This is a genomic window from Enterococcus sp. 3G1_DIV0629 (assembly GCF_002141285.1).
Classification (GTDB): domain Bacteria; phylum Bacillota; class Bacilli; order Lactobacillales; family Enterococcaceae; genus Enterococcus_B; species Enterococcus_B lactis.
This window is the reverse complement of the sequence record NZ_NGLI01000004.1, coordinates 112,944-134,160: the sequence shown is the minus strand read 5'-3', so window position 1 is coordinate 134,160 and position 21,217 is coordinate 112,944. Positions and strand designations below refer to the sequence as shown.

At 36.1% G+C, this 21,217-nt stretch carries 19 protein-coding genes; 17 read left to right on the top strand and 2 right to left on the bottom strand.

What is annotated here, in order from left to right:
- Positions 1 to 3 precede the first annotated feature (3 nt).
- The 3 genes from A5816_RS14810 to A5816_RS14800 are packed head-to-tail and all read left to right on the top strand — an operon-like array spanning position 4 to position 3,134.
- Positions 4 to 774, top strand: a complete 771-nt coding sequence (locus A5816_RS14810) for a pilin N-terminal domain-containing protein (protein ID WP_086311629.1) — start codon at positions 4 to 6, stop codon at positions 772 to 774.
- Between the two features lie 12 nt (positions 775 to 786).
- Positions 787 to 1,047, top strand: a complete 261-nt coding sequence (locus tag A5816_RS14805; RefSeq protein WP_002293489.1) for a hypothetical protein — start codon at positions 787 to 789, stop codon at positions 1,045 to 1,047.
- Positions 1,044 to 3,134, top strand: coding sequence for an isopeptide-forming domain-containing fimbrial protein (locus tag A5816_RS14800; RefSeq protein WP_086311628.1), 2,091 nt, complete (start codon positions 1,044 to 1,046; stop codon positions 3,132 to 3,134). Before A5816_RS14805 ends, A5816_RS14800 begins: the two co-directional genes overlap by 4 nt.
- Before the next feature lie 35 nt (positions 3,135 to 3,169).
- On the opposite strand, the gene A5816_RS14795 is transcribed toward A5816_RS14800, so the two are convergent.
- Together A5816_RS14795 and A5816_RS14790 are read right to left on the bottom strand one after the other, a co-directional pair.
- Positions 3,170 to 5,227, bottom strand: a complete 2,058-nt coding sequence (locus A5816_RS14795; RefSeq protein ID WP_086311627.1) for a CAP domain-containing protein — start codon at positions 5,225 to 5,227, stop codon at positions 3,170 to 3,172.
- A gap of 121 nt (positions 5,228 to 5,348) precedes the next feature.
- Positions 5,349 to 5,558 carry a hypothetical protein gene (locus A5816_RS14790; RefSeq protein ID WP_086311626.1) on the bottom strand — a complete coding sequence of 70 codons (210 nt, stop codon included), beginning with the start codon at positions 5,556 to 5,558 and terminating at the stop codon, positions 5,349 to 5,351.
- 187 nt (positions 5,559 to 5,745) lie between these two features.
- Between A5816_RS14790 and A5816_RS14785 the strand changes: the two genes are divergently transcribed.
- The 14 genes from A5816_RS14785 to A5816_RS14715 all read left to right on the top strand — a co-directional run bounded on the left by A5816_RS14785 (position 5,746) and on the right by A5816_RS14715 (position 21,098).
- Positions 5,746 to 6,213, top strand: a complete 468-nt coding sequence (locus A5816_RS14785; RefSeq protein WP_002296355.1) for a hypothetical protein — start codon at positions 5,746 to 5,748, stop codon at positions 6,211 to 6,213.
- On the top strand, positions 6,210 to 6,452 hold the full coding sequence (locus tag A5816_RS14780; RefSeq protein WP_025481010.1) for a DUF5415 family protein: 243 nt from the start codon (positions 6,210 to 6,212) through the stop codon (positions 6,450 to 6,452). The genes A5816_RS14785 and A5816_RS14780 overlap by 4 nt, the downstream gene beginning before the upstream one ends.
- Positions 6,453 to 6,469: 17 nt before the next feature.
- A complete protein-coding gene (locus A5816_RS14775) occupies positions 6,470 to 6,772 on the top strand; it encodes a TrbC/VirB2 family protein (protein WP_002307546.1) in 303 nt (100 codons plus the stop codon).
- Positions 6,773 to 6,840: 68 nt separating this feature from the next.
- On the top strand, positions 6,841 to 8,898 hold the full coding sequence (locus A5816_RS14770; protein ID WP_086311625.1) for a hypothetical protein: 2,058 nt from the start codon (positions 6,841 to 6,843) through the stop codon (positions 8,896 to 8,898).
- On the top strand, positions 8,898 to 11,507 hold the full coding sequence (locus tag A5816_RS14765; RefSeq protein WP_086311624.1) for a VirD4-like conjugal transfer protein, CD1115 family: 2,610 nt from the start codon (positions 8,898 to 8,900) through the stop codon (positions 11,505 to 11,507). Before A5816_RS14770 ends, A5816_RS14765 begins: the two co-directional genes overlap by 1 nt.
- Positions 11,504 to 13,861, top strand: coding sequence for a pLS20_p028 family conjugation system transmembrane protein (locus A5816_RS14760; RefSeq protein ID WP_086311623.1), 2,358 nt, complete (start codon positions 11,504 to 11,506; stop codon positions 13,859 to 13,861). Before A5816_RS14765 ends, A5816_RS14760 begins: the two co-directional genes overlap by 4 nt.
- Before the next feature lie 51 nt (positions 13,862 to 13,912).
- On the top strand, positions 13,913 to 14,245 hold the full coding sequence (locus A5816_RS14755; protein ID WP_002295656.1) for a hypothetical protein: 333 nt from the start codon (positions 13,913 to 13,915) through the stop codon (positions 14,243 to 14,245).
- A complete protein-coding gene (locus A5816_RS14750) occupies positions 14,246 to 14,839 on the top strand; it encodes a hypothetical protein (RefSeq protein ID WP_086311622.1) in 594 nt (197 codons plus the stop codon).
- A gap of 162 nt (positions 14,840 to 15,001) precedes the next feature.
- Positions 15,002 to 17,026 carry a VirB4 family type IV secretion system protein gene (locus A5816_RS14745; protein ID WP_086311621.1) on the top strand — a complete coding sequence of 675 codons (2,025 nt, stop codon included), beginning with the start codon at positions 15,002 to 15,004 and terminating at the stop codon, positions 17,024 to 17,026.
- A complete protein-coding gene (locus tag A5816_RS14740) occupies positions 17,026 to 18,231 on the top strand; it encodes a glucosaminidase domain-containing protein (protein WP_002304929.1) in 1,206 nt (401 codons plus the stop codon). The genes A5816_RS14745 and A5816_RS14740 overlap by 1 nt, the downstream gene beginning before the upstream one ends.
- A gap of 16 nt (positions 18,232 to 18,247) precedes the next feature.
- Positions 18,248 to 18,892 (top strand): hypothetical protein, encoded by a 645-nt coding sequence (locus A5816_RS14735; RefSeq protein WP_086311620.1) that lies wholly within the window; start codon positions 18,248 to 18,250, stop codon positions 18,890 to 18,892.
- A gap of 10 nt (positions 18,893 to 18,902) precedes the next feature.
- Positions 18,903 to 19,709 (top strand): hypothetical protein, encoded by an 807-nt coding sequence (locus A5816_RS14730; RefSeq protein WP_086311619.1) that lies wholly within the window; start codon positions 18,903 to 18,905, stop codon positions 19,707 to 19,709.
- Positions 19,710 to 19,731: 22 nt separating this feature from the next.
- Complete coding sequence (locus A5816_RS14725; RefSeq protein WP_002321289.1) at positions 19,732 to 19,962, top strand: hypothetical protein; 231 nt, start codon at positions 19,732 to 19,734, stop codon at positions 19,960 to 19,962.
- A 17-nt stretch (positions 19,963 to 19,979) separates the two neighbouring features.
- Positions 19,980 to 21,098, top strand: a complete 1,119-nt coding sequence (locus A5816_RS14715; RefSeq protein ID WP_256926099.1) for a hypothetical protein — start codon at positions 19,980 to 19,982, stop codon at positions 21,096 to 21,098.
- The last annotated feature ends 119 nt before the right edge of the window (positions 21,099 to 21,217 follow it).

Here is a 21,217-nt window from a genome sequence, read left to right as displayed (position 1 = left end):
AACATGAAAAATAGAAAATGGCTATTTGTTTGTGCAGCCGCTCTTCTTTCTTTCACTGCCTACACACAGTTGACGTTTGCAGACAGTCAAGAAAGTACGGATAGCACAGATAGCACAGAACAAACAATCCAAACGTCAGATAGCAGCACGATTCAAAGCAGCGATGAAACCGTCGATTCGTCAACAGTTGATTCTTCAGAAGAACCTAAAATTGCTGAAGACGATCAAATAGTCAAACAGACCATTCACGTTCAAAAGATTATTTCTTCCGAACAATTAGACAACCAGGGGCAAAAGCTTGAAAAACAAGAAGGAGTAAATGGCGCGAAGTTTTCTGTTTATGATGTATCGGACATTTTACAAAAGATGGATGTTAAGAATCTCACTACTGACCAAATTGAATCCCAATTGAAAGATCGAGTGAAAAAACTATCCAGTGATCAATTGAAGCTAGTTTCTAATGGAGAAACAAAGACAATTGATCAACAAACAGGTGTCTTTGAATTCTCGGTAGAAGTACAGGCAAATCAGAAACAAGCTTATTATATTGTCAATGAATCAAGTCCTGAAAACATTTCTAATAGCGAGGATATTTTGCTATTAACACCTGTTTCTGATAAAAACGGTGAATTCTTAAAGGATGTGTGGATTTATCCTAAATCAGAAGCTTCGCAACCTAAAGAAGAAGTAAAAAAAATCGTTTCTACTGGCGTAAAGAAAAACTTCTTTGAGAATTGTTGGGATTTTGTTACTCACTTGTTTTCTAGAGATTAAGGAAGAAATAAGATGAAACTGATCAAATTATTATTATTCAATCTTTCTTGTTTAACCGCAGTCTTTTTGTACTGCGGTTTATTATTTTCTCAACTATCTATTTTGCCAAGCTACCAACTATACCTAATGAGGATTTTAAACATACCAGCTGCTTCCATGCCGCTAGATATTATGGAAAAGCTCATTAGGAATCCATTATTTACTACGATCAATTTGATCGTTATTGTCGGAATTTCACTAGTCATTTATAAAAAAGAGGGGATGAAGGGATGAATTTTAAACACTCGTGGACAAGACGGTTAAAATATGTTTTTCCCATAATGATGATGTTAGGTACATTGTTTGGGTTAAAAACAGCCAATGTCTTTGCTGAAAAAGTTATTGTCGATCCGTCAAATCCAATCCAGAACGTAAAGAATAATTTTATTATTCCAAAAGATGTTCCTAATGCAAAAACGAATATTACTGTAAACGGAGCGTCCAAAGTTTACAAATATCATGTTGATGCCAACAAAGGTGGTTTTACAGACGACTACGTAGGATTAGTGGAGGGAAACAAAAATATACGCTATCCTTCTTTCCAAAAAGAATACGGTGAAACAAACCTTGTTTTAGAAGGCGTAACAACCAACACCAAAGTCAATATTGACTATGGAAAAATCGGTACGTATAACGGGAAAAAAGTCAATATCAAGCTAGTTTTATCTAATATCCACTTATATTCAGATACGTTGCCGTGGAATCTACTAGATAATAACTATACAAAAACTCATTTTCGAGACGATGGCTATAAAAATACGAATGGTGCAATGAGTAAATCTAAAAAAAGAACAGTACTTTGGATCTCAGACAATCTTTTCTCAGGAATTGTTTACCATTCAACACAAATGAATGTGCAGCTAGTAGCCACATATGAGGACGGTACCCCCATTCAATTTTCAGGAGACACGTTTATCAGTTTTAACTCTTTGAACCCTGCAGGAGGAAAAAGCACGGATCTTAAAGGAGAATATGCCCACTATGACAAAATGAATACGACAGATTGGTATGTCAGAAAAGATACGGTTCTTTCAGAATTTAAATCTTTCTACAACAATCTGAACGTGGTAGGTGGCCACCCAGGAGGAAGCTCTAAGCTGACACAAGCGGATAATGATTTCAATAATTTGCATGATAAATTAGGAGATCCGAAGTTTGGTCAAGGTACTGTGTCCTTTAAAATATCTGAAGCAAATCCGACGTTTGTGATTGGTTCTTCTAATGTTCAAACCTGGTTTACTTTATCTTCTGCGACAATCTTTAGTGTTGTTCCTGATCAACCTGAAAAAACAGGGGTTGATAAAAATGGAAATAACGTGAACGATAAAATGTTGCAAATAGGAGACACGATTCAATATCGAATCAAACAGAAGGTGAATCGATTAGGAGTGGATTTACTAGCGGTTTACGATCGATTTGAGTTAATCGATAATTTACCAAAAGAAGTAGATTACGTCGATGCACACGTTGAAAGTGGTACAAATAAAAAATTCGATGTATCTGGTGAAGTGACCTATGACAAAACAAAACACCAGGTAAAATATGCAGCGAAAGCTGATACATTAAAAAATCGAATGAAGTATAACGGCGAAACTTACGAATTAGTGATCAATGTAAAAGTCAATGAATTGGCCAATCAAAATAGTGTAGCCAAAAATCAGGGAACGTCGATCATTAATAAAGTAGAAAAGGATACAAATATCATTACCGTTTATTTCCCTAAAATTCCAGTGAAAGAAGTACAACAAAATGGAAAAGATGTAAACGGACGAAATGACGGTAAGAAGGGTACGCCGACAGCTCCTTTAAACGCAGGATCTGAAGTACAATATCTAGTCACACAAAAATGGCACACAAAAGGTGTAGACGCTGCGTCAGATCACTACAAGCAATTTAGTATTCAAGATCCAATTGAAGCTCGTTTGACATATGAAGAAGGTTCTGCGCAAGTAATAGATAAGAGTACAGGAAAAGATATTACTTCTGAAGGCACACTAACCTATGATAGCAATTCAAGAACGCTGAAGTGGGAAGCTTCCGCTGACTTCTTAAGTAACAATCTTTTAGATGGACGAGAAATTCAGCTGATATTTACAGCTAAAACCCCACTACAATCAGAAAAAAATATTGATAACCAAGCTGTAGCAGCAGTAGATAATGTTTCAAATAAAACGAATGTAGTGACAATTGGTGTTGATCCTAACTTGCCACAAGTTATTGTTCCTAAAACAGGTTCTACACATTTAGTAACGATTTTAGCGGTCAGCTTACTATTACTTGTGTTAGCAACTTTTAGCTACGCAGTTCTGAAATTCAATTAAACAAAAAAACAAGGCTGATTTTCAGCCTTGTTATTCTATTTGAAAATTGGATTGGCACTAATAAATACGTTGTCTGAAGAAAGTGATCCGTCTGAAGAAACTTCATAAGCATGGGATAAACCAACGATGCTTTGATTGTTGTAAAGCAAGTTTGCGTTATGAGCAGCGCTATCTTTCCACATTACCATAGCATTTACTGCTCCTGTATCTGAAAGGATCTCGTCAACGTAAAGGTAGAAACTATTGATATTTTCTCCTTTAGCACCGTAGCAGCCTAAACTTTCTAAGAGATCTTGGAAAGTACCGCCACCAGGTCGATAATGACTGAAGCTTACTTGTAATTCTTTTGCACGAATATCTGCAGCTTGTTGAACGATATCATTGAATTGCATTGGGGCAACGCCATTTTGTTGACGGTAGCTATTTAACCAAGCAAGTTCTTTTTGACGCACATAGTTGTTTAAATCACTTAGTGAGATATTTTTGTATTTGAAAGTGATCGTTCGATTTTGGTCAACATTATTGATTACACGTTGTCCATTTTTATCAACGGTAACAGATGAATCGTCATTTCTACACAAGAAGTAGTTTTGATCGGTCATATTTTTCCAAGAAGTAGAGAAACTATCTCCCTCGTAAACCGTTTGTGTTTCAGTAGATAAAACAGCGTTTGTGTCAACGTTTATATGGTTCACAGTGACGTTGTATTGATGAGTATAGGCAAAATTGATTCCTTGATTACTTGTAACGTTGTTTAAAGTCACAGTGTTGCTAGAGCTTTCTCTAGGGTCAAGAACAAAATTAGTGAACGTAGGTGCTTCAATTGTGATGCTTTGTCCATAAACGACGGGATAACTCTTACTGTAATTATAGAGTTCTTGGATATTTGGATCAGTATCCGAGACTTTATTTGGACGAGCTTTCACTTCAACTAGAAAGACTTCATCATAGTAAAAAGTAAATGTGGTATTTGTGTTAATCGTTTGTGTTTGTGTTTCATTCCCATTTACTTGATACTGTGGTGCTTCAAAGTTAGTCAAGTCGGTTCTAGCTTTTGCAGTGTAACTTGTACCAGCTTTTACTGAGACATGTTCTTCTTTTAGCAGCGTTCCAGTTTGTCGATTCATATGACGGACAGTTACCGCATATTCTGAAGGTTTAGGTTTGTGTTGTAACCCTTTAAATGCAGAATCAAGACTATTTTTAGCATTATTTACTTGGGTTTGAGAAGCTTTAGAATCGTCTAGTACTTTTTTAGCATTGGATAAAGCAGTCTGAAAATTATTCCAAGATCCTTCTGTAAAATCTCCTTTAGCAGTTGATTTTACTTGGTTGTACAAGGCTTGTAATTCCGTTTTGTTCACAGTAGGAGCTGGTTTTTTCTTTAATCCCTTGTAAGCAGAATCTAATGTGTTTTTGGCACTATCCACTTGTTTTTGAGTCGCTTTTGAGTCATTTAACACTTTTTTAGCATTGTTTAAAGCGGTTTGGAATGCGTTCCAGGTATTGTCGGTATAGTCACCTTTTTTAGTTCCCTTAACGCTCGTATAAAGAGCTTCTAAAGCTGATTTATTCACTTTGGGTTTAGAGGTGTCAGCACCATACCAACCAATACCTTCGTATTTCCAGCCATAGTCTTTGGTTAACCATTGTACTTCTTTCCAACTTGCAGTGTAGTGATGCGAACCAGAGGTGACACCTGGAAGGAAAAGGCGGTAGATCGGTTTATTATTTTTTTCGGCAGAACGCCATGCAGGCCCTTCGTAAGTCCAACCGTAATTTTTGGTCAACCATTTCACTTCATCCCAACTAGCTGTGTAATGGTGATCACGAAGGCCTTTATTGTATAAGCGATAGACAAGATGGCCACCGCTAGTCGGTGCTTCCCAAGCGGGGCCTTCATAATTACCCCACTTAATCTTCACTAGGTGATCACGTTCTTTTGTGCTAGAGGTGTAAAAATGTTCATGGTTATTTGGATTATAAAGGCGATACATGACGTTAGTTGAAGCAGCGTCAACAGATCCAGCAAGAGCAAGTGTGGCAGCAAATGTTCCAATAGCTATAACAGTTTTTGGATTTAATAATTTCATGTTTTCAACTCCTAAAAATTAGTTAAAATCGATTACAAAACCACTATATATCGGTAAACCGATATATAGTCAATAAAAAAATTAAGAAAAGCCAGAAGTACATGAGGCTTTTCTTAATTTGTTACTTAGTTGAAGTGTTAGTATCGATGGTTTCTTCAGCTAATTTATTTAATTTTATAGCATTGATGAATCTCATATTGTCTATACTAGAGCGCTTATTTGCGAGATCACTGACCGTAGTTAAAGGTACGCCAGATTCTATAGATATAGAACGAACTGATTTACCACTATCAAACAGCAACCATTCGATTTCATTTTTATCTGCGTACATTGCAATGCTCCCTCTTGATTTTTTCTTTATTATAGCTCTTTTTTGTAATAAATCACAATATCAAGAGGAAAAGATTCTATAGAAAGGTGGAATATTATGAGTATCCGTTCCCCGTGTATCAAAATGAGGTTTGTTGCTACTTTCGTTATTTGATATACTAAAATAAAACAACGAAAGAAGGAATAAAATGAAGAAAAAGCAACTATGGTTTGTCTCTATGTTTGCAATATTTTTTATTATTTTAAGTGGATGTTCAAGTAATAAGAAATCGGAAGCTAAAGAAGATAATAGTTTATTGCAACCAGGAACTGTTTGGAAAGAAGAAGTAGGTGGTCTTATTCATAATTTAAAAATTATAGATGATACTACCTGGGAATATTCTGAAAGTGTATGGCATCCAGATCCTGTACAAATAACAGTTAAGAGGCAAAAGGATTATGAAGGTTTAGAAAGATACAAAATAGTAGATTCTGCAGGTATTAGGGAATTTATAAACAAACCTGATTCTTTATTTATTGTTGTTCCCTATGAGAAGGATGGCGTAAAAAAAATAATTTTTCTTGGATCTAGCAAGGATGAGAAGCGAACGAAAGAGAAATTAATTCATGATGGATCAGAGTTAAATAAATACAAATTACAAAAGACTAGCGAGTGATGGCTAGTCTTTTTATTTACCCTAAAGGAGGAATTATAGTGGCTAAAGCGAAAACGCCATTTGAAAAAGCCGCGTCTAAAATCTTAGAACGTCGCGGTGTATCTGAAACACAGTGGAAACAAGAAGTCCTTGAAAAAGCACAATTTGACCTATTACGGGGAAAAGACAAGGACTTAGAAGGTTATATCTATCAACGTGAACGTGAAAAGCTTGTTTTCGATGAAATTATTAAACACTAAAAGGAGCGAACAATTTTATGTTTGAATCAATTACAATGAATTTTTTAACACAACCGAAAGTAGTAGCTGCGGTTGATATTTTTAGAGCATTACAAACTGCAGCAACTAGCTTAAAAAACAATTTAATGATTTTTGCCGGCGTTGCGGCCGTTGCTTCCATTGTTATTGGGGGGCTTTTCTTCTTATTTGGACGAAGAGGTGCTGAAAACGGGAAGATGCACGTGGGATATGTATTGATGGGGGTAGGAATTATTTTAGCTGCTGCCTCTATTGTGGTTTCGTTATTTGGAATGTTTGGACAAACCCCACAGGGATTATAAAAACAAAATGAAGGAGTAAAAAGTAGCTATGTACTTTTTACTCCTTTTTTTATGAAAGGAGAATACTCATGTACTTTACGATTGCAGGCAATACCAAAAAAGATAAAGAGTTAATAAAAAAAGCAACGAAAGAAGTAGGAAAGCGGGCTTCTTTTTTACCAAAAACAATTAAATATTCGGTCATTGAAACGGAAGAACAACTACATGTGTTAGGGAAAGTACTGGAACAAGAAAGTCAATCTTCTGTTAAGTTGACTCTCACGTTACATGAAACAGAAGGAAAAATAGAGAAAGCTGGTACAGAATATGTTTTTGGTCCGCTGGATTATCAAATTTCAGAAGGTTTCTATCCTACCTTGATGGATTTGATCCGCCTTGATGTGTTTAAAGAAACGGATGAAACCATGAGTGTGGAAGAGTCTTATCGAAACGAAAAACTGCTACAAGTGTTAGAAGAAGAGTTGGAGAGCGACCAAAGAAAAGTGAATCAAGTGAGTGAAGTAAACGAAGAAGTTCCATGGGAGCGCCCAATCTTTCCAAAGGATGAATCAAAAGAAAAAGAAACAGGCAATATTGACGAAAAACCTGATATTCCAAATCAAAAAATGATATTTGAGGAAGAAAACGAGGTGATGGATCAATTGGAGGTAGATCCCTTTGAAGAAACAATGGAGGATGAAGAAACGTCCGAAGTAGAAGTTGATCCAGTTGAAGCAAATGAAGAGCCAACATGGACTGAAGGGGATTCTCAGGAATATATTGAACCACTTATCAGTGAAGAAGTAGAGAAAAACGAAACAGAGATAAAAAAGGCAACTGTATTTGATTATATTTTGGATCAATATCCACCAGAGCATGAATGGATGAAAGAAAAAAATAAATTATTTTTAAATGAGCTTTATTCGAAATATCAATTACCCCAAACCTATCAAGCGTTTTTAGAGAGTAAAGAAGAATTAATATCACAGGGGAAAGGTACACTTTTAGAACAGTTAGAGTCTGTTCAATCAACAAATTGGCATGAGCTTGCACAAGAAGATTTATTAGCCACCTTTGAAGAACGTCAACAAGAAACAGATCAAGAAATTAATGAGTATGCGACGGAACAGTCGTCGAATTGGGAGAAAGCAAAAGAGGAACTAAATAAAGAAGAACAGCGAGTGATTGAAGAAGAAGTACAAAAAATCAAAGAGCGGTACGAAAAGAAACGCGACAATGCGTATTCCTTGTGTGTAGAAAAAATCAACAATTTTACTAAGACGAATCAAGAAGCGCTATCAAAAGAAAAAGAAAACTTGTTAAAAGAACGCATAAGAGAACGAAAAGAAGAATTTTACCGAGGTTTGCGTACAGATAAGCTAAAGATTAGTAAAGAATTAAATGAGCAACTGAATAAACTTTATCAAACAACAACTGAAGTTCTTACGGAAAAACACGAGCAGATCCAGCAAGAATTACAAATACAAATTCCAAAATGGAAAAAAGAGTATGAAATTCAACAACAAGAATTGAAAGAACAAGAAGAAAAACAACGGCAAAAAGAAAAAGAGCGCGAACAATTAGAACTAAAAAAACGGGAACAGGATCTTGCGGAACAACAAATGGCGATAGAAAAACAACGGTTAGAGCAAGAAAAGGAAAAAGAAGCAGCTGCTCGTAAGGAACGTCAAGAACAAATGGATACATTGCGACAAGCCCAATTAAATTATCTAGCACAACCTCAACCAACGCCTTCAGTAGCTGCTGTTCAAACACCAATGAACAACCAAACAAATCTAACTCCTTCACCACAGCGTTCCTTTAACGGATGGATGGTGGGATGTATTGCAAGTTTAAGCTTGCTTCTAGGTGGAGGGACAGTATTTGCTTTTAATCATATCAATCAATCTTCACAGGCTGATTCTGTAGCCACAACGGCGTCAATCAAGGAAGAAGCCCAGGAACAAGCAAGAAAAGAGTATGAACAACAATTAGAAGAATTGTTGAAACGTACCAATCAGTCAACAACAGAGTCAAGTGTGGAAAACAGCAAAGAGAGTGATCCTAGTAAGGCTAAAGAAGGATCAAGCGATTCAACTGTACAATCAAACACTTCCGAAAGTTCAGAATCAAATGAGGTGAAATAATGCGTGTTAGAGAAACAACGAGACGAAAAGACAAACGATTCAATTTAGAAAAGAATAGGTATCTTTCTCATTTCTATCGCTATACTCCTTCAGGAGAAGAGCTACCAGAAAAACATGACAAACGTATTTCTCAAAAGATTTTTTATAGTGGCTTAGCTTATCTTCCTTTAAACTATGTTGTTACAAGAATACCAGAAGCATTTCATCGATTTGAGATTATTCCAGGAAGTTTACAAGGAGTGAATATTTTTCAGTTACAAGAAATGCCGCAGTTATTCCATTTTGATTCAACTGGTTTTTGGAATCCTTTGACCCCAACAACAAGTTTAGGCACACGTTTAGTTGTTTCTACGATTTGTGTTGTTCCAGCTGTACTTATGGGATTGAAAATGGACATGTGGTTTCGTCCTCTAGCAGATGGGCAAAAAGGAGATAACCGATTAAAAACGTTAAAGGAAATCCAACAAATTTATCCGCAAATACCAGAATCAAAGGGAGGTTTTCCTGGTTATGGCGGAATACCAATTACTCATTATAAAAAGTACTGGTATATTCAGACGGATACAGTAAATACTTGTATTGTTGGTACTTCCCGTTCAGGGAAAGGACAGATAGAAGTTTTAGCAACCATTGACAATTTGTCTCGTGCAGAAAGACAAAGTTCAATGGTTGTTAATGATCCAAAAACAGAATTATATGTTGCTAGTAAAGATGAACTAGAAGCTAGAGGGTATGATGTGTATGCATTTAATATCACCGATCCACTGCAATCAATGAGTGATAATCCATTGGCACTCATCGTGAAATACTGGAAGCGAGGAGACATAGACACAGCGACACAGTTAACCAATACTTTCACGAATACGATTTATTATGATGCCAACGCTTCAGACAATAAATACTTTAACGAAAATGCGCAAAAAGCTGTCAATGCGCTTATTTTTGCGTTATTGGAACAAGCGGATCAGACAGGGGATTACTCAAAATTAACACCGAATAATCTCGTCGAACTTCTTTCTGAGATTGGTGGTTTTAATTACCAAGATCCTGATAATGAATTCAAGCAGCTCAATGCTTTAGATGAATTTATGAATCAGTTACCACCTGGAAACATAGCAAAAAAACAATATGGGGCAACAAAAATTGGTTCTGATAAAGCGAAAGGCAACATTCTATCGACAGCGATCACAGGACTAAATCCATTTACACTGACGAAAATTGCGAAAATGACTTCTCAATCAACCATTGATTATAAGTCCATTGGTTTTCCGAAGTATTTGGATCTCAAACTACACGAGAGTCTGTTAAACCAGCGAATTGTTGTAGAGTTTTATCATCAAGGAAAAAAATTTCATGAGGAACGTGTCAAAGTAGGCTATAGAGGTTTTTGTGAAATCAACTTTGATTGTCATTTAGAACAGGGAGATCATGTTTGCTTAAAATACGATCATCGAGGAAAAGAATATGTGGCTTGGTATGAATTTTCTCAAAGAATATTGAAAGACGAAGAGGGTAATATCGTTTATCGAAAAAAACGAGGAGAAACTCATTTGCCAGAATGGGAAAAAGAAGCCGTTCTAACATTAGATGAGGATAAAAGTAACTTATTAGTAGAGTCTATTCGGATGCACTATACCGATAAACCAATGGCTATTTTTATGCTCACACCTGATTATGATCCATCGAACCATATCATTGTTAGCATTTTTCTTAGTCAGCTATATAAAGAATTATCTACACAATGTGTTAAGACTAAAGGTGATAAATGCCACCGCAGGATTCACTTTATTTTAGATGAATTTGGGAATATGCCACCAATGGATAATATGGAAGGCATCATGACGGTCACAGCTGGGCGAAACATGTTGTGGGATCTGTTTATTCAATCTTATCAGCAACTTTATGCGAAGTATGGAGAACAAAACGCAGCGATTATCAAAGAAAATTGTCAGACACATATTTATATTATGTCGACAGATGATAATACCATCGAAGAATTTTCTAAAAAGGTGGGGAATAAGACGGTTGAGCAAGAAAACAGTACCATCAATTCATTAGGTATGAATACTCATATCAATCGCAATGTTGATTCAGATCGTATCTTAACTCCTGAAAGAATTTCTACTTTTTTAGAAGGTGAAACGATTGTACTCGCTCCTTTAAAACGACAAGATTTGAAAGGTCATAAAATACGGCCGTATCCTATTTTTAATCATGGGGAAACGAATCTTCCTTATGCTTATCAATATATTGAAGATTTCAATCCATCGTGGGATATCAATGATATAGACATACATTGTACACATGCGGACTTGGATCTTAAGGCTTTACAAATTGATTATGATTATTTCCTACCAGATGAATATGCTAGAAATCTCTATCATGGACTGCATGATCAATTAGAAGAAAAAAACGAAGAAAATATGTTTTATAAAATCGTTCAATCTCTTGAGAATGAGACGGCTAAAAAATTGTTAATTCAATTTTACGAAGAACAAGCAGCAGATCGACTTCAAGAATATGTTGAAAAGTTGATCAAAAATGAAGAAATTTCTGAAATGATTGGGAAACGGTTGTTATCGGAAGCTGATAAGGTGGTGAAAGAATGATTGTAGGAGGAATTTTTTCTGACATAGCCGACTGGTGGTCAGGCTTATTTGGTGATGGAAATGCAGATCCTAAATCCGTAACAAAAGTATTACAAGATTATGGAAACTATTTGCAATATCAAGATGTATTCAGTTGGATTTGTAATACTTTTTTATGGGGATTGATAAAAGGGTTATATAATATCAATACTTTATTAGAAAAAACAATTTATCAAAGCTTTGACTTAAAAGACTTATTGAACGCCGCTGGTGTTAATGAACTGTTTCAAAGTTTGATTAGTAAGGTATTGGCTCTTTTTTGTGTCGTCACATTAATTTATTTAGGCTTGAAATTTTTTATGAGTAAACACCCACCAAAAATCAAAAATATCTTAGTTAATTTATTTATGGCCATGATCTTGATTTTTGGTGGTAGTTCTTTGATTGATGATGGTCTCAATATCAGTAAAAGTTTTTACGGAGACGTCACTGCAGCAAATAAAGAAGATAAATCTGGTTCACCTGCTTTTCAAATTATTCAAAACAATGTAATTGATATAAGTACGTTACTAGCAACTGAACCAAATAAAGTAGAATCCCTGCCAACGGACAAAAGAAATGCTTTAACAGCTAAAAACTTTAAAACGACGAATATCAACGCAGTTATTACTCCTGAGGCAGCGAAAGATGCAGCAGAGCTAGGGTTATTGGATGTGCAAAAAGATCGATTAAAGGCATTACAATACCGATTAGAACTGAATGATAAAGGGGAAGAAATTCCTGTTCAAATCAGTGATGAAGGTTTAGCCAAATATGTGTATACTTCAGGCTATCGTCGATACATTAGTAGTCCAGGTATTATCTTAGCTGGTGAATCTTCTTTGGCGGTGGCCTATTTATTTATCCTATTTACGATCGTTACTTGCATTATTGAGCTGGTATTTAAAAAGTTCTATTTAGTGATTGCCGCGTCAACGGACTTTGAGACAGGCCAACGGATGAAAAGTGCTATAGAAGATATTTCTCAATCCTTCCTGTTATTGGCGTTTACGATTTTAGAATTACGAATCTATACCTTAATGCTTTCAGGTATCGGTGATTTGCATGCGTCAGGAAAAATCAACGGATTCTTGTATGTTGTAGCTTTAATTGTGCTAACCATTGCGCTATTCAAAGGCTCTCAATCAGTTACGAAAATTTTCGGTGTGGATACGAGTCTGAAAAACGGCAGCAATTCTCTTCTTAGCATGTTTGCCTTAGGAAATATTGCGAAAAATGTGGGTAGTGGGGCTAAAAACCTTGCAAGTGCTGGTAAGAGTGGTTTAAGCAATTTAAATGATATTCGTAAAAATGGATTTGGCAATCGAAAAGATGTTACTCCTGATAACGGGGAAGATCAACCAGACGATAAAGCACCAACTGTGCCAAATAGTAAAAAGACAGTTTCCGAAATGTTCGGGAAAGCGAAAAGCGGTGTTTCTAAAGCTGCAGAAGGTCTTGGTTACGTTAATGAACGTGGGTTAAAAGGAACAGCTGAAGATCTTACAGAAAAAGCCAAAGACACCTTAGAAGAGAAATTAGACGGCACGAGAGCTAAAGAATTGGCTGAAGCTGTGAAGAATCCATCCGAAGCACTAGAAAAACAAAAAGAAAAAGCTTCAGAAGTCAAAGAAGGACTAAAAGATGCGTATGGTGAAGGACAAGTCAATGCAGCAGTAAAAGCAAATACAACAACCGAAAAAGAAAATCAAGAAGGTGCAGCGATTCCTTCAGCCAAAGATCACCAAGAAGCGTTGCATTCTAACGAAAATTCAGAAGAACAACAAAATGGTCAATTACCAAAAACAGATTCAGAACAATATCGTTATAAATCTAACATTAATTCTGAAAACGAAAAACGCATTTCAGATTTACCAAAACGAAATCAAGAAGTACAAACGGATGATGATTCCATCGATCTACCAAATGATAATGGAATCGAAGTTGGAACTGAAAAATCAACGAAAGTTGGTTTGCCTAAGGCAGAAAACTTACCAACGAAAGATAGTCGTTTGAATCAATTCAAAGAGAATGATCAAAGCTTTGTTCATCAATCACCTGCAGGTACTGTTCAAATGAAATCAAGTCGTTTGCCTGAAAATGGGAATTTGACAACTGTTTCTTACAATTTATCTGAAAGTGGTGAGACAGAGAATGCGTCCGTTCAAAATATTGTGACAAGAGAAGCTGCACCAAAACCTATTCAAAACGTTCACACGGGTTACAAGCCAGCAAATGTGGCATTTACTGCACCAACAAAAATAAATGTGACAAGAGAAACTAAAAACAGGAACAATGAATTGAAAGAACAACTATTGAGGGATATCAAACCATAAAAGGCCTACAAGTTAGGCCTTTTTTCTATGTATGAAAAGGAGAAATCATTTATGGATAAATATATTAACATGAAAAATCCTCCAAGATTTAGTGGGGAATGGAAGTTTTTCGCCTTTTTCTTTTTAGATCTATTAACGCTTGGTGGTTGCTTTTTTTGGGCGAAAATAGTCAATAATCTTGTCCACTTACCACTCTTTTTTGCACTCTTGAATTATGGATTATGGATTGCGATAGCTCTAGTGATTGTTTGGCGACCCTATAATAACCCAGGTCAACGCCAGATTTTTGCGATTATCGAGTCTATTTTTTTTACGGACAAGAACCATTATCATGCGTTAGATCCTAACCGAAATTATCATGGTACGTATAAGGAGGATGAATAAATGCGAGTCAAAGGTCAAAATTCAGTTGACAAAAAATCCATTTTGCAGTTTGGAAAACCAGAAGAGCGCTCTATCTTGGACTTATTTCCTTATAAATCCTGTACAGAAGAGGGAGTCTTAGTTACTAAAGAAGATCATTTTCAACGTTATTATCGTGTAGTTTCTACAGACGTGGAAGGATTAAATGAACAAGAGAAACTAGAACGAATGAATCAGTTGACCACCGTCATGCGTACGTATGTGCCAACAATTAAGTTAGTTAGTTTGACCACAGAAACGGATCTAACGGAACAAATCGTGCAAAAGCGGCAGTTATTAGATAAAAATCGTATGGCACAGTCCTTAGGAAGAAATTTGCAGCGATTAAGAAAATATGAAAAGAAATTAGTAGAGGAAATCCAGGAATTGAAACGAGCAGAACAGGAACGTCCTGACTTAAGCTTCTTTTTCATTATTGAAGGAAAGACAATCAAGGATTTACAAACCAGAAACCGTCAGTTAATGCGATCTAGTGGCATTTTAGGGTTAAAACCACTCTACAAAAAAGAATTGATCAAGATTCTTTATCGAATGAATAATATGAATGATGAGTAGGAATGGAGAAGAGAGAATGAAATATCTGTTGATATGGTTAGAAAAAGATGTTCCGAAGGAAGAGTCCACTAGAAAATTTCCTCACACTTTAAGCCTGGGTAAGTTGGGAAAAGGGCAATCTTTTAACCAAGTAAAGAATCAAACAAGAAGAGGTGACTGTACATGTTAGAAGCGATTAAAACAGCATTTTCACCACAAAATGATCAAAAAGTACTTGATCCATTAAAGCAACTAGGAAATCGGGAAATAGAAATTTTAAAATCCAAAGGATATGATTTAGATTTTTTAAAACAAGTGATGCCACAAGGTGGATTAAATTTCGATGAAGAGTATGTAACCTATGGAAATGGTTATTCACGGTGTGTGACAGTTTATCACTACACAAAAAATCCTACGCTTTTTTGGTTGGCCAATCTCATGAACAATCCTCATACAGTGGCCACACTAGATGTTAGCACAGATGAAAAGCAAAAAGTGATTGATCAAATCAATCGTGCCTTAGATGAATTAAATGATCGATCAGATAACGAACGAAAAGCGACTGACCGAAATAAAAGCGCAGAAGAATACCTGGAACTAGCGGAATATGCCCGAAAATTGACTTCTAATGGTGAAATTTCTAAACAAGTCAAAGTGAGAGTACATGTTTACGGAAACACGATTCAAGAAGTAGATGAACGAGCGCAGGAACTGATCGAAAATCTCAAAGGGATGGATTATCGTGCGGTGACCTATCTGCATAAAACCAAACGAGATTGGCAATCGATGTTCACCATGTTCGATGAACAAGCTGAATGGTTCGGAAATATCAAAGGGCAATCACTACCATCGTTAAACATTGGTGGAGGATTCCCGTTCCACCACCAAACGCTAAAAGATCCAGGAGGGACACAATATGGGGAAACCATGACAGGCGGCCCATTTGTCTGGAATGCGACGTATAAAAATAGTGTACGGTTGTCTACTAATACCTTGCTTCTAGGAATGATGGGAGCTGGTAAATCGACCGTTCTTAAAATGATCGCGGAAGCCCATTTAGCTGCAGGAGACTTTATTTGGGGCTTTGAAAAGGGAAAAGACTTTATTCCTTTCTTAAAGGAATATAACGGTATTATGGTGCGCTTAGACGGATCTGACGGGATGATCAATCCTTTAGAGATATTTGCCACTCGGACGTATGATGAAGCATCCAGTTTATATGACGATGGATCAGTCAAAGATTTGAAGATCAATGAAGCAGCGTCCTATCAAACACACTTAGACAAAGTGGTCTATCAGGTACAGTTAGTGAGTCCTCAGTTAAAAGGAACGATGAAAGCAGAATTTAAGACCTACTTAAATCGTTTTTATGAAGAGTATGGAACAGTACCACGCGGCTTTACTTCCTCAAATTCGCGTTCAAATATTGATACGCAAGTCACAGGGAAAGATCCAGAAGCTTATCCGACGTTCAAAGAATTTTTAGACTTTTTAGGACTACTGGAATTACCAGGTGCTTCCCAAGAGAAAAAGAATCGGAAAGAAGAAATGGAATCCATCGTAGAATCCTTATGTGAGACGTATGGCATGATTTTTGATGGTCATAGTACGATTCGACACCTTGACCAACAACAGTTGGTCTTTTTTGACATTGACTCTATTACAGGCTTAGATCGAGGGGTACAACAATGTCAAATGTACATGGCTATGACGTTGATTTGGAATCAGGCATTGATTCAAGGAAGAAGACAACGACGTTTAATTAAAGAAAAACAAATGGAAGAACAAGACTTCAAACGCTTCTTGGCGATGATTGATGAGTGCCATAATGCGATTAATCCAGATTTCATTGAAACGGTAAATTATGTCACAAACTTTCAACGAGAAATGCGTAAAGTAGAAGCAATGACTGTTTTAGCGACACAATCCCCACAAGAAATGGTGCCAGAAAATATGTCTTCTGATAACTTCTCGAAATTGAAGAAAGTCTTTGAATTTTCTTCTACGAAGATCTTTATGCGTATGGATGAATCTATTTTACGTCATATAGAAGGATTAGTTGGTAAATCAATGACGAACTCAGAATTAGAATCCATTCCTCAACAAAATCAAGGAGACGCTGTGATCAATTTTGGCTCAAAAGAAACCATTCGTGTTCATTTTAGTCCGAACAAACGTCAATTAAAATTGTTTGATGGAGGAAAATAATGGAAAACCAAAATGAAAGTTTAATCAAGCAGTATGTTAAGCGTCGTGCAAAGCGACGCTTATTTTTGTGGTTGTTTGGTACTTCTGCAGGTTTGATAACTATTTTGATCACTGTGTTCGTGACCCTTTTTCTAATACTTGCGGCGGGTTCGATTGATAATTCTGATTCAGATTCAAGTAGTGGTGGCGAAGCTTTTACAGGAGAATATTCGGAAGGATTACCCATTTATAAAGAAATCAAAGGAAGAGGCCCTTTTTCTGATGAGATTGCGCAATATGCTGTAGGTGCAGCAGTGAAATATAAATTATTACCAAGTGTGATCCTTTCGCAATACGGTTATGAATCAGCGTTTGGTACGTCGGCGTCTGCAAGAAATGATCTCAATTATTTTGGGATTACTTGGTTCGATGGCTGTTTATTTCCAAAAGGAACTGCGCGTGGAATTGGTGGCATTGAAGGTGGCTGGTACATGAAGTTTCCCAACTCAAAAGCTGCATTTTCCTATTACGGATTTATGGTAGCCACACAATCCAATTTTAATGCTTGTGTCGGAAATAAAAGCCCTGGCGCAAGCTTATTGATCTTAGGACGAGGCGGTTATGCCGCTGCAGGAATTACGGAAGATAGTCCGTATTATACAGGTTGTATGTCAATTATCACTTCTAATAAATTAACCGAATATGATGAATTCGCCATCAAACATTGGGGTGAAGGTGGCAATAACAACGGCACGATCACTGGTGAATGGACGAATCCATTCCCTGGCAGCAGTTTAGATAAAAGTTCCTTCAGCGGTGGTCAATTATTTGGAACAAATCCAGGCGGTGAATTCCGTCCGAATGGCTTCCATGATGGTTTAGACTTTGGTTCAGTTGATCATCCAGGAAGTGAGATTCATGCGGTTCATGGCGGAAAAGTCGTGTACGTTGGAAATCCTGGTATTTCAGGTTTAGGCGCATGTGTGATCGTGATTAATTACGATGGCTTGAATATGGTGTATCAAGAATTTGCAAATAGTACAGGAAATTCTCGTGTAAAAGTGGGCGATCAAGTGAAAGTTGGACAAGTAATCGGGATACGAGATACAGCACACTTGCATTTAGGCTTCACTCGAATGGATTGGCGTCAAGCACAAGGACACGCATTCACAGATGATGGTACATGGATCGATCCATTACCATTTTTGAATAGCAGCAAAAAATAGATCAGGAGAAAAAACAATGGAAAATAAAACGTTAAAAATCATCTTAACAAGTGCAATTAGTATTAGTTTAATCGGCAATATCGCATTGTTTTGGCAGCTAAAAGAAGAACAGACAACAAATACCTATAAAATGGAAGAAGTGGCTAAAAACGCGTCTGAGAAGCTCAAAAAAAATTCCTCTGAGGCACAGGCGAAGATCGACAAGTTAAATCAAACCATCAATGAGAAAAACCAAGAAATCGATCAGCTGAAGCAACAAGATGGTACAAAAGCAAAAGAGGAAGTAACTGAAGCACAAAGAAAGACGGCAGAAGAGTTTGGTCAATTGGCCATTGATAAATCATTAAGTAGAAATGAATTAACGGAAAAACTAAAAGATGTCGCAACCCAAGAAGTGATCGACAAATTAAGTCCTGCAGACGATGGTCACCAACATGATGATTACGGAAGTTACTCCTTTACATTAGGTGACGTGCAAACTTACGCGCAAACAAGTAGTGTAAAAGAGGAACAAAATTTTGTTGTATTTGTTGATTATACAATCGGCAATCCTCAATTCAAAGATGTCAAACCGCAAAAAATAAAAGGTGGATTAACTGTCACTGAAAAACAAGTAGATGGTCAATGGAAAGTCACAGACTTTAGTTATTTCACTCGTTAGGAGGAAGAAAATGAGTAAGAAAAAAGGAGCAAGAGAACGTTTCAAAAAACGGAAAAGTTATCTTAGATGGCTGGGAATCTTTATGATTCTCGGCTTTTTAATTCTTGCTAGTCCGATTTATACGCATAAGAAGGTAGACATACCAGATGAGGTAAGCACGAACGCATTTTTAAACACGAAGGAACTGACGATGGTTTCAAAAGAAAAAGGAGCGAACCAGCAATTAGTTTTTGAATTTGCGATCGACGATGAAGATCAAAGCTTATTAAAAGAACTGGCTAATCTTAATTATCGCGTAGAAGTAAAGACAGCTAAAGGGGATTATCGAGCAATAAAAGCCAAAGTGATTAAGGTGTCTGATGATTATTTTGCAGTGAAGCTATCGCATGTACCAGAAGAATATATTGCTATGCGCTTAACGATTATTCCTGAAAAAATTGATCCAAAGGTGGATATGCAAGAACCGCAAGATCTGATTTATTATGTTCACGAAGATAAGGTCAAGGATCAAGTGAAAGATGAAGATTACGAGCAACATGTGATCAATTACAAAGTGAAAGGATACAAGAAAGAACAAAAAGCAGCACAAAAACAAATTGAATCTTTCCAAGCAACCATAGATTTGAATGAAGAATTAGTGAAGAAACTAAAAGATCAGTTGCCTTATCAAATCGCAGATGATCAGGAAAATACTGAAAATAAGATTAATGGTTACCAGCAAGAAATTGAAACATCGAAAACGCAAATGAAAGATCAAGAAGAGATCATTCAAAAACTTCAAGAAAAAATTGATCGTATGACAAAAGAAAATATTTAGAAGAATAGGTGGAGTAAAAGAAATGAAGCGAGCGAACTTGGTCGGCAAAGATACTTTCGCTGAGCAGAAAGTATTGATTAAAGCCTATCTCAAAGTTGTAAAAGCTAAAGAAATATGTCAAGAAGTGAATTTATCTAACACAACAATATCTGAGTTGAAGAATGGTAGAAAGAGTTTAGATACCTTAAAATTTAGATCATTTGAAGCTCTATATATAGCTGCTAAAAAATATTTTACGGCTGAAAGAAAATAAAAACAGGAGGATTTTATGTGAAAAAAGTATATCAAAAATGTTTATGGATCAGCTATATCACCGTAGGTATAGCTGTTTTTTTCTTTAGTTTAGCCGTTATCGTCGGTACAATTTTTCTTTGGTTTATCAATAAAGATTTATCATTTAATTGGTTCATGAGTCTATTGTCGTTCATTATGTTGATCTTTTTATGTTTAGAAATCCGCGAATTCATGCCTTCTCATTGGCAAGATAAGAGGAAAGAGTTTAGAGAAGAAATCGAGATGAAATCGAGCGACTGGATGGAACATACTTGGTTACCATTGAAAAGAAATAGCAAGCGAAAAGAATTTTGGATTCTACAATTATGGCCATTAGGTAAACTTTGTAGCTATTTGGCTCGTTTTATACTTGATTTAATCATTTACTCGATTGTAGTATTTGGAACGGCTTATTACTTATTAAATGATCCCAATAGGATTGCAGCAGCAGACATTTTTACAGTGCTAATGACGTTGATTTTTGTCATGCTATTGACTATTTTCACTCAAATAGTCATGCAATTTACCAGGCAAAAATTAACAGCAGGAAAACTTTTCAAAAGTCTATTCGATTTAATTATTGTAAATGCAATCCTAGCAATTTTAATAAAACAAATCGAACAATTTGGAAGAACAACAAAAGGAGTAAAGGAATTTTTAATGACGTTTGTTCACTTTGTAAATGGGCACATGTATTTGTTTGAAGTGGGTATTATTCTCTTTTTAGTCGGGAATGTATCCACGAAACTTATTAAACGTTCAATTGAAAAAGAAATTGAGATTGACCTGCTCCCAACACTTCTTGGTTATGAGTACTATGTTGATTTTGGAAGATATGACGAATTGATCAATACAGATATTGTTCACACGAGTATCCATGAAGCTACCGTTAAGGGCGTCAGAACTACGTTAAAAGATGGCCAGGAGTCGAAAGCAATCGACCGAAGAAAAGAGGTCTACAATTTTTATGAAGTCGAAGCAAGTATAAGATATGGCATTGGAAAATTGTCGTTAGATGGAAGAAATATTCCACAAAACAAACCATACATTGGCTGGAAAAGTGATGCTTTAGAAGTATCTAAAAAGCTTCCTATGGAAGAAGATGAGATTCAATGAGTCTAATGAATTTGAATCATTTTCATTAGTTTATTTTGATTGAAAAAAAGAAGAAAAAATGTAGAAAGTTGTCTGTGAAAAAAGTGTATGCTATACTGATAATGCAAACACATAAAATA

Excerpts from the sequence above, each read along its gene's own strand:
- A5816_RS14810 (WP_086311629.1), top strand. The coding sequence starts at position 4 with ATGAAAAATAGAAAATGGCTATTTGTTTGTGCAGCCGCTCTTCTTTCT.
- A5816_RS14805 (WP_002293489.1), top strand. The coding sequence starts at position 787 with ATGAAACTGATCAAATTATTATTATTCAATCTTTCTTGTTTAACCGCA.
- A5816_RS14800 (WP_086311628.1), top strand. The coding sequence starts at position 1,044 with ATGAATTTTAAACACTCGTGGACAAGACGGTTAAAATATGTTTTTCCC.
- A5816_RS14795 (WP_086311627.1), bottom strand. The coding sequence starts at position 5,227 with ATGAAATTATTAAATCCAAAAACTGTTATAGCTATTGGAACATTTGCT.
- A5816_RS14790 (WP_086311626.1), bottom strand. The coding sequence starts at position 5,558 with ATGTACGCAGATAAAAATGAAATCGAATGGTTGCTGTTTGATAGTGGT.
- A5816_RS14785 (WP_002296355.1), top strand. The coding sequence starts at position 5,746 with ATGAAGAAAAAGCAACTATGGTTTGTCTCTATGTTTGCAATATTTTTT.
- A5816_RS14775 (WP_002307546.1), top strand. The coding sequence starts at position 6,470 with ATGTTTGAATCAATTACAATGAATTTTTTAACACAACCGAAAGTAGTA.
- A5816_RS14770 (WP_086311625.1), top strand. The coding sequence starts at position 6,841 with ATGTACTTTACGATTGCAGGCAATACCAAAAAAGATAAAGAGTTAATA.
- A5816_RS14765 (WP_086311624.1), top strand. The coding sequence starts at position 8,898 with ATGCGTGTTAGAGAAACAACGAGACGAAAAGACAAACGATTCAATTTA.
- A5816_RS14760 (WP_086311623.1), top strand. The coding sequence starts at position 11,504 with ATGATTGTAGGAGGAATTTTTTCTGACATAGCCGACTGGTGGTCAGGC.
- A5816_RS14755 (WP_002295656.1), top strand. The coding sequence starts at position 13,913 with ATGGATAAATATATTAACATGAAAAATCCTCCAAGATTTAGTGGGGAA.
- A5816_RS14750 (WP_086311622.1), top strand. The coding sequence starts at position 14,246 with ATGCGAGTCAAAGGTCAAAATTCAGTTGACAAAAAATCCATTTTGCAG.
- A5816_RS14745 (WP_086311621.1), top strand. The coding sequence starts at position 15,002 with ATGTTAGAAGCGATTAAAACAGCATTTTCACCACAAAATGATCAAAAA.
- A5816_RS14740 (WP_002304929.1), top strand. The coding sequence starts at position 17,026 with ATGGAAAACCAAAATGAAAGTTTAATCAAGCAGTATGTTAAGCGTCGT.
- A5816_RS14735 (WP_086311620.1), top strand. The coding sequence starts at position 18,248 with ATGGAAAATAAAACGTTAAAAATCATCTTAACAAGTGCAATTAGTATT.
- A5816_RS14730 (WP_086311619.1), top strand. The coding sequence starts at position 18,903 with ATGAGTAAGAAAAAAGGAGCAAGAGAACGTTTCAAAAAACGGAAAAGT.
- A5816_RS14725 (WP_002321289.1), top strand. The coding sequence starts at position 19,732 with ATGAAGCGAGCGAACTTGGTCGGCAAAGATACTTTCGCTGAGCAGAAA.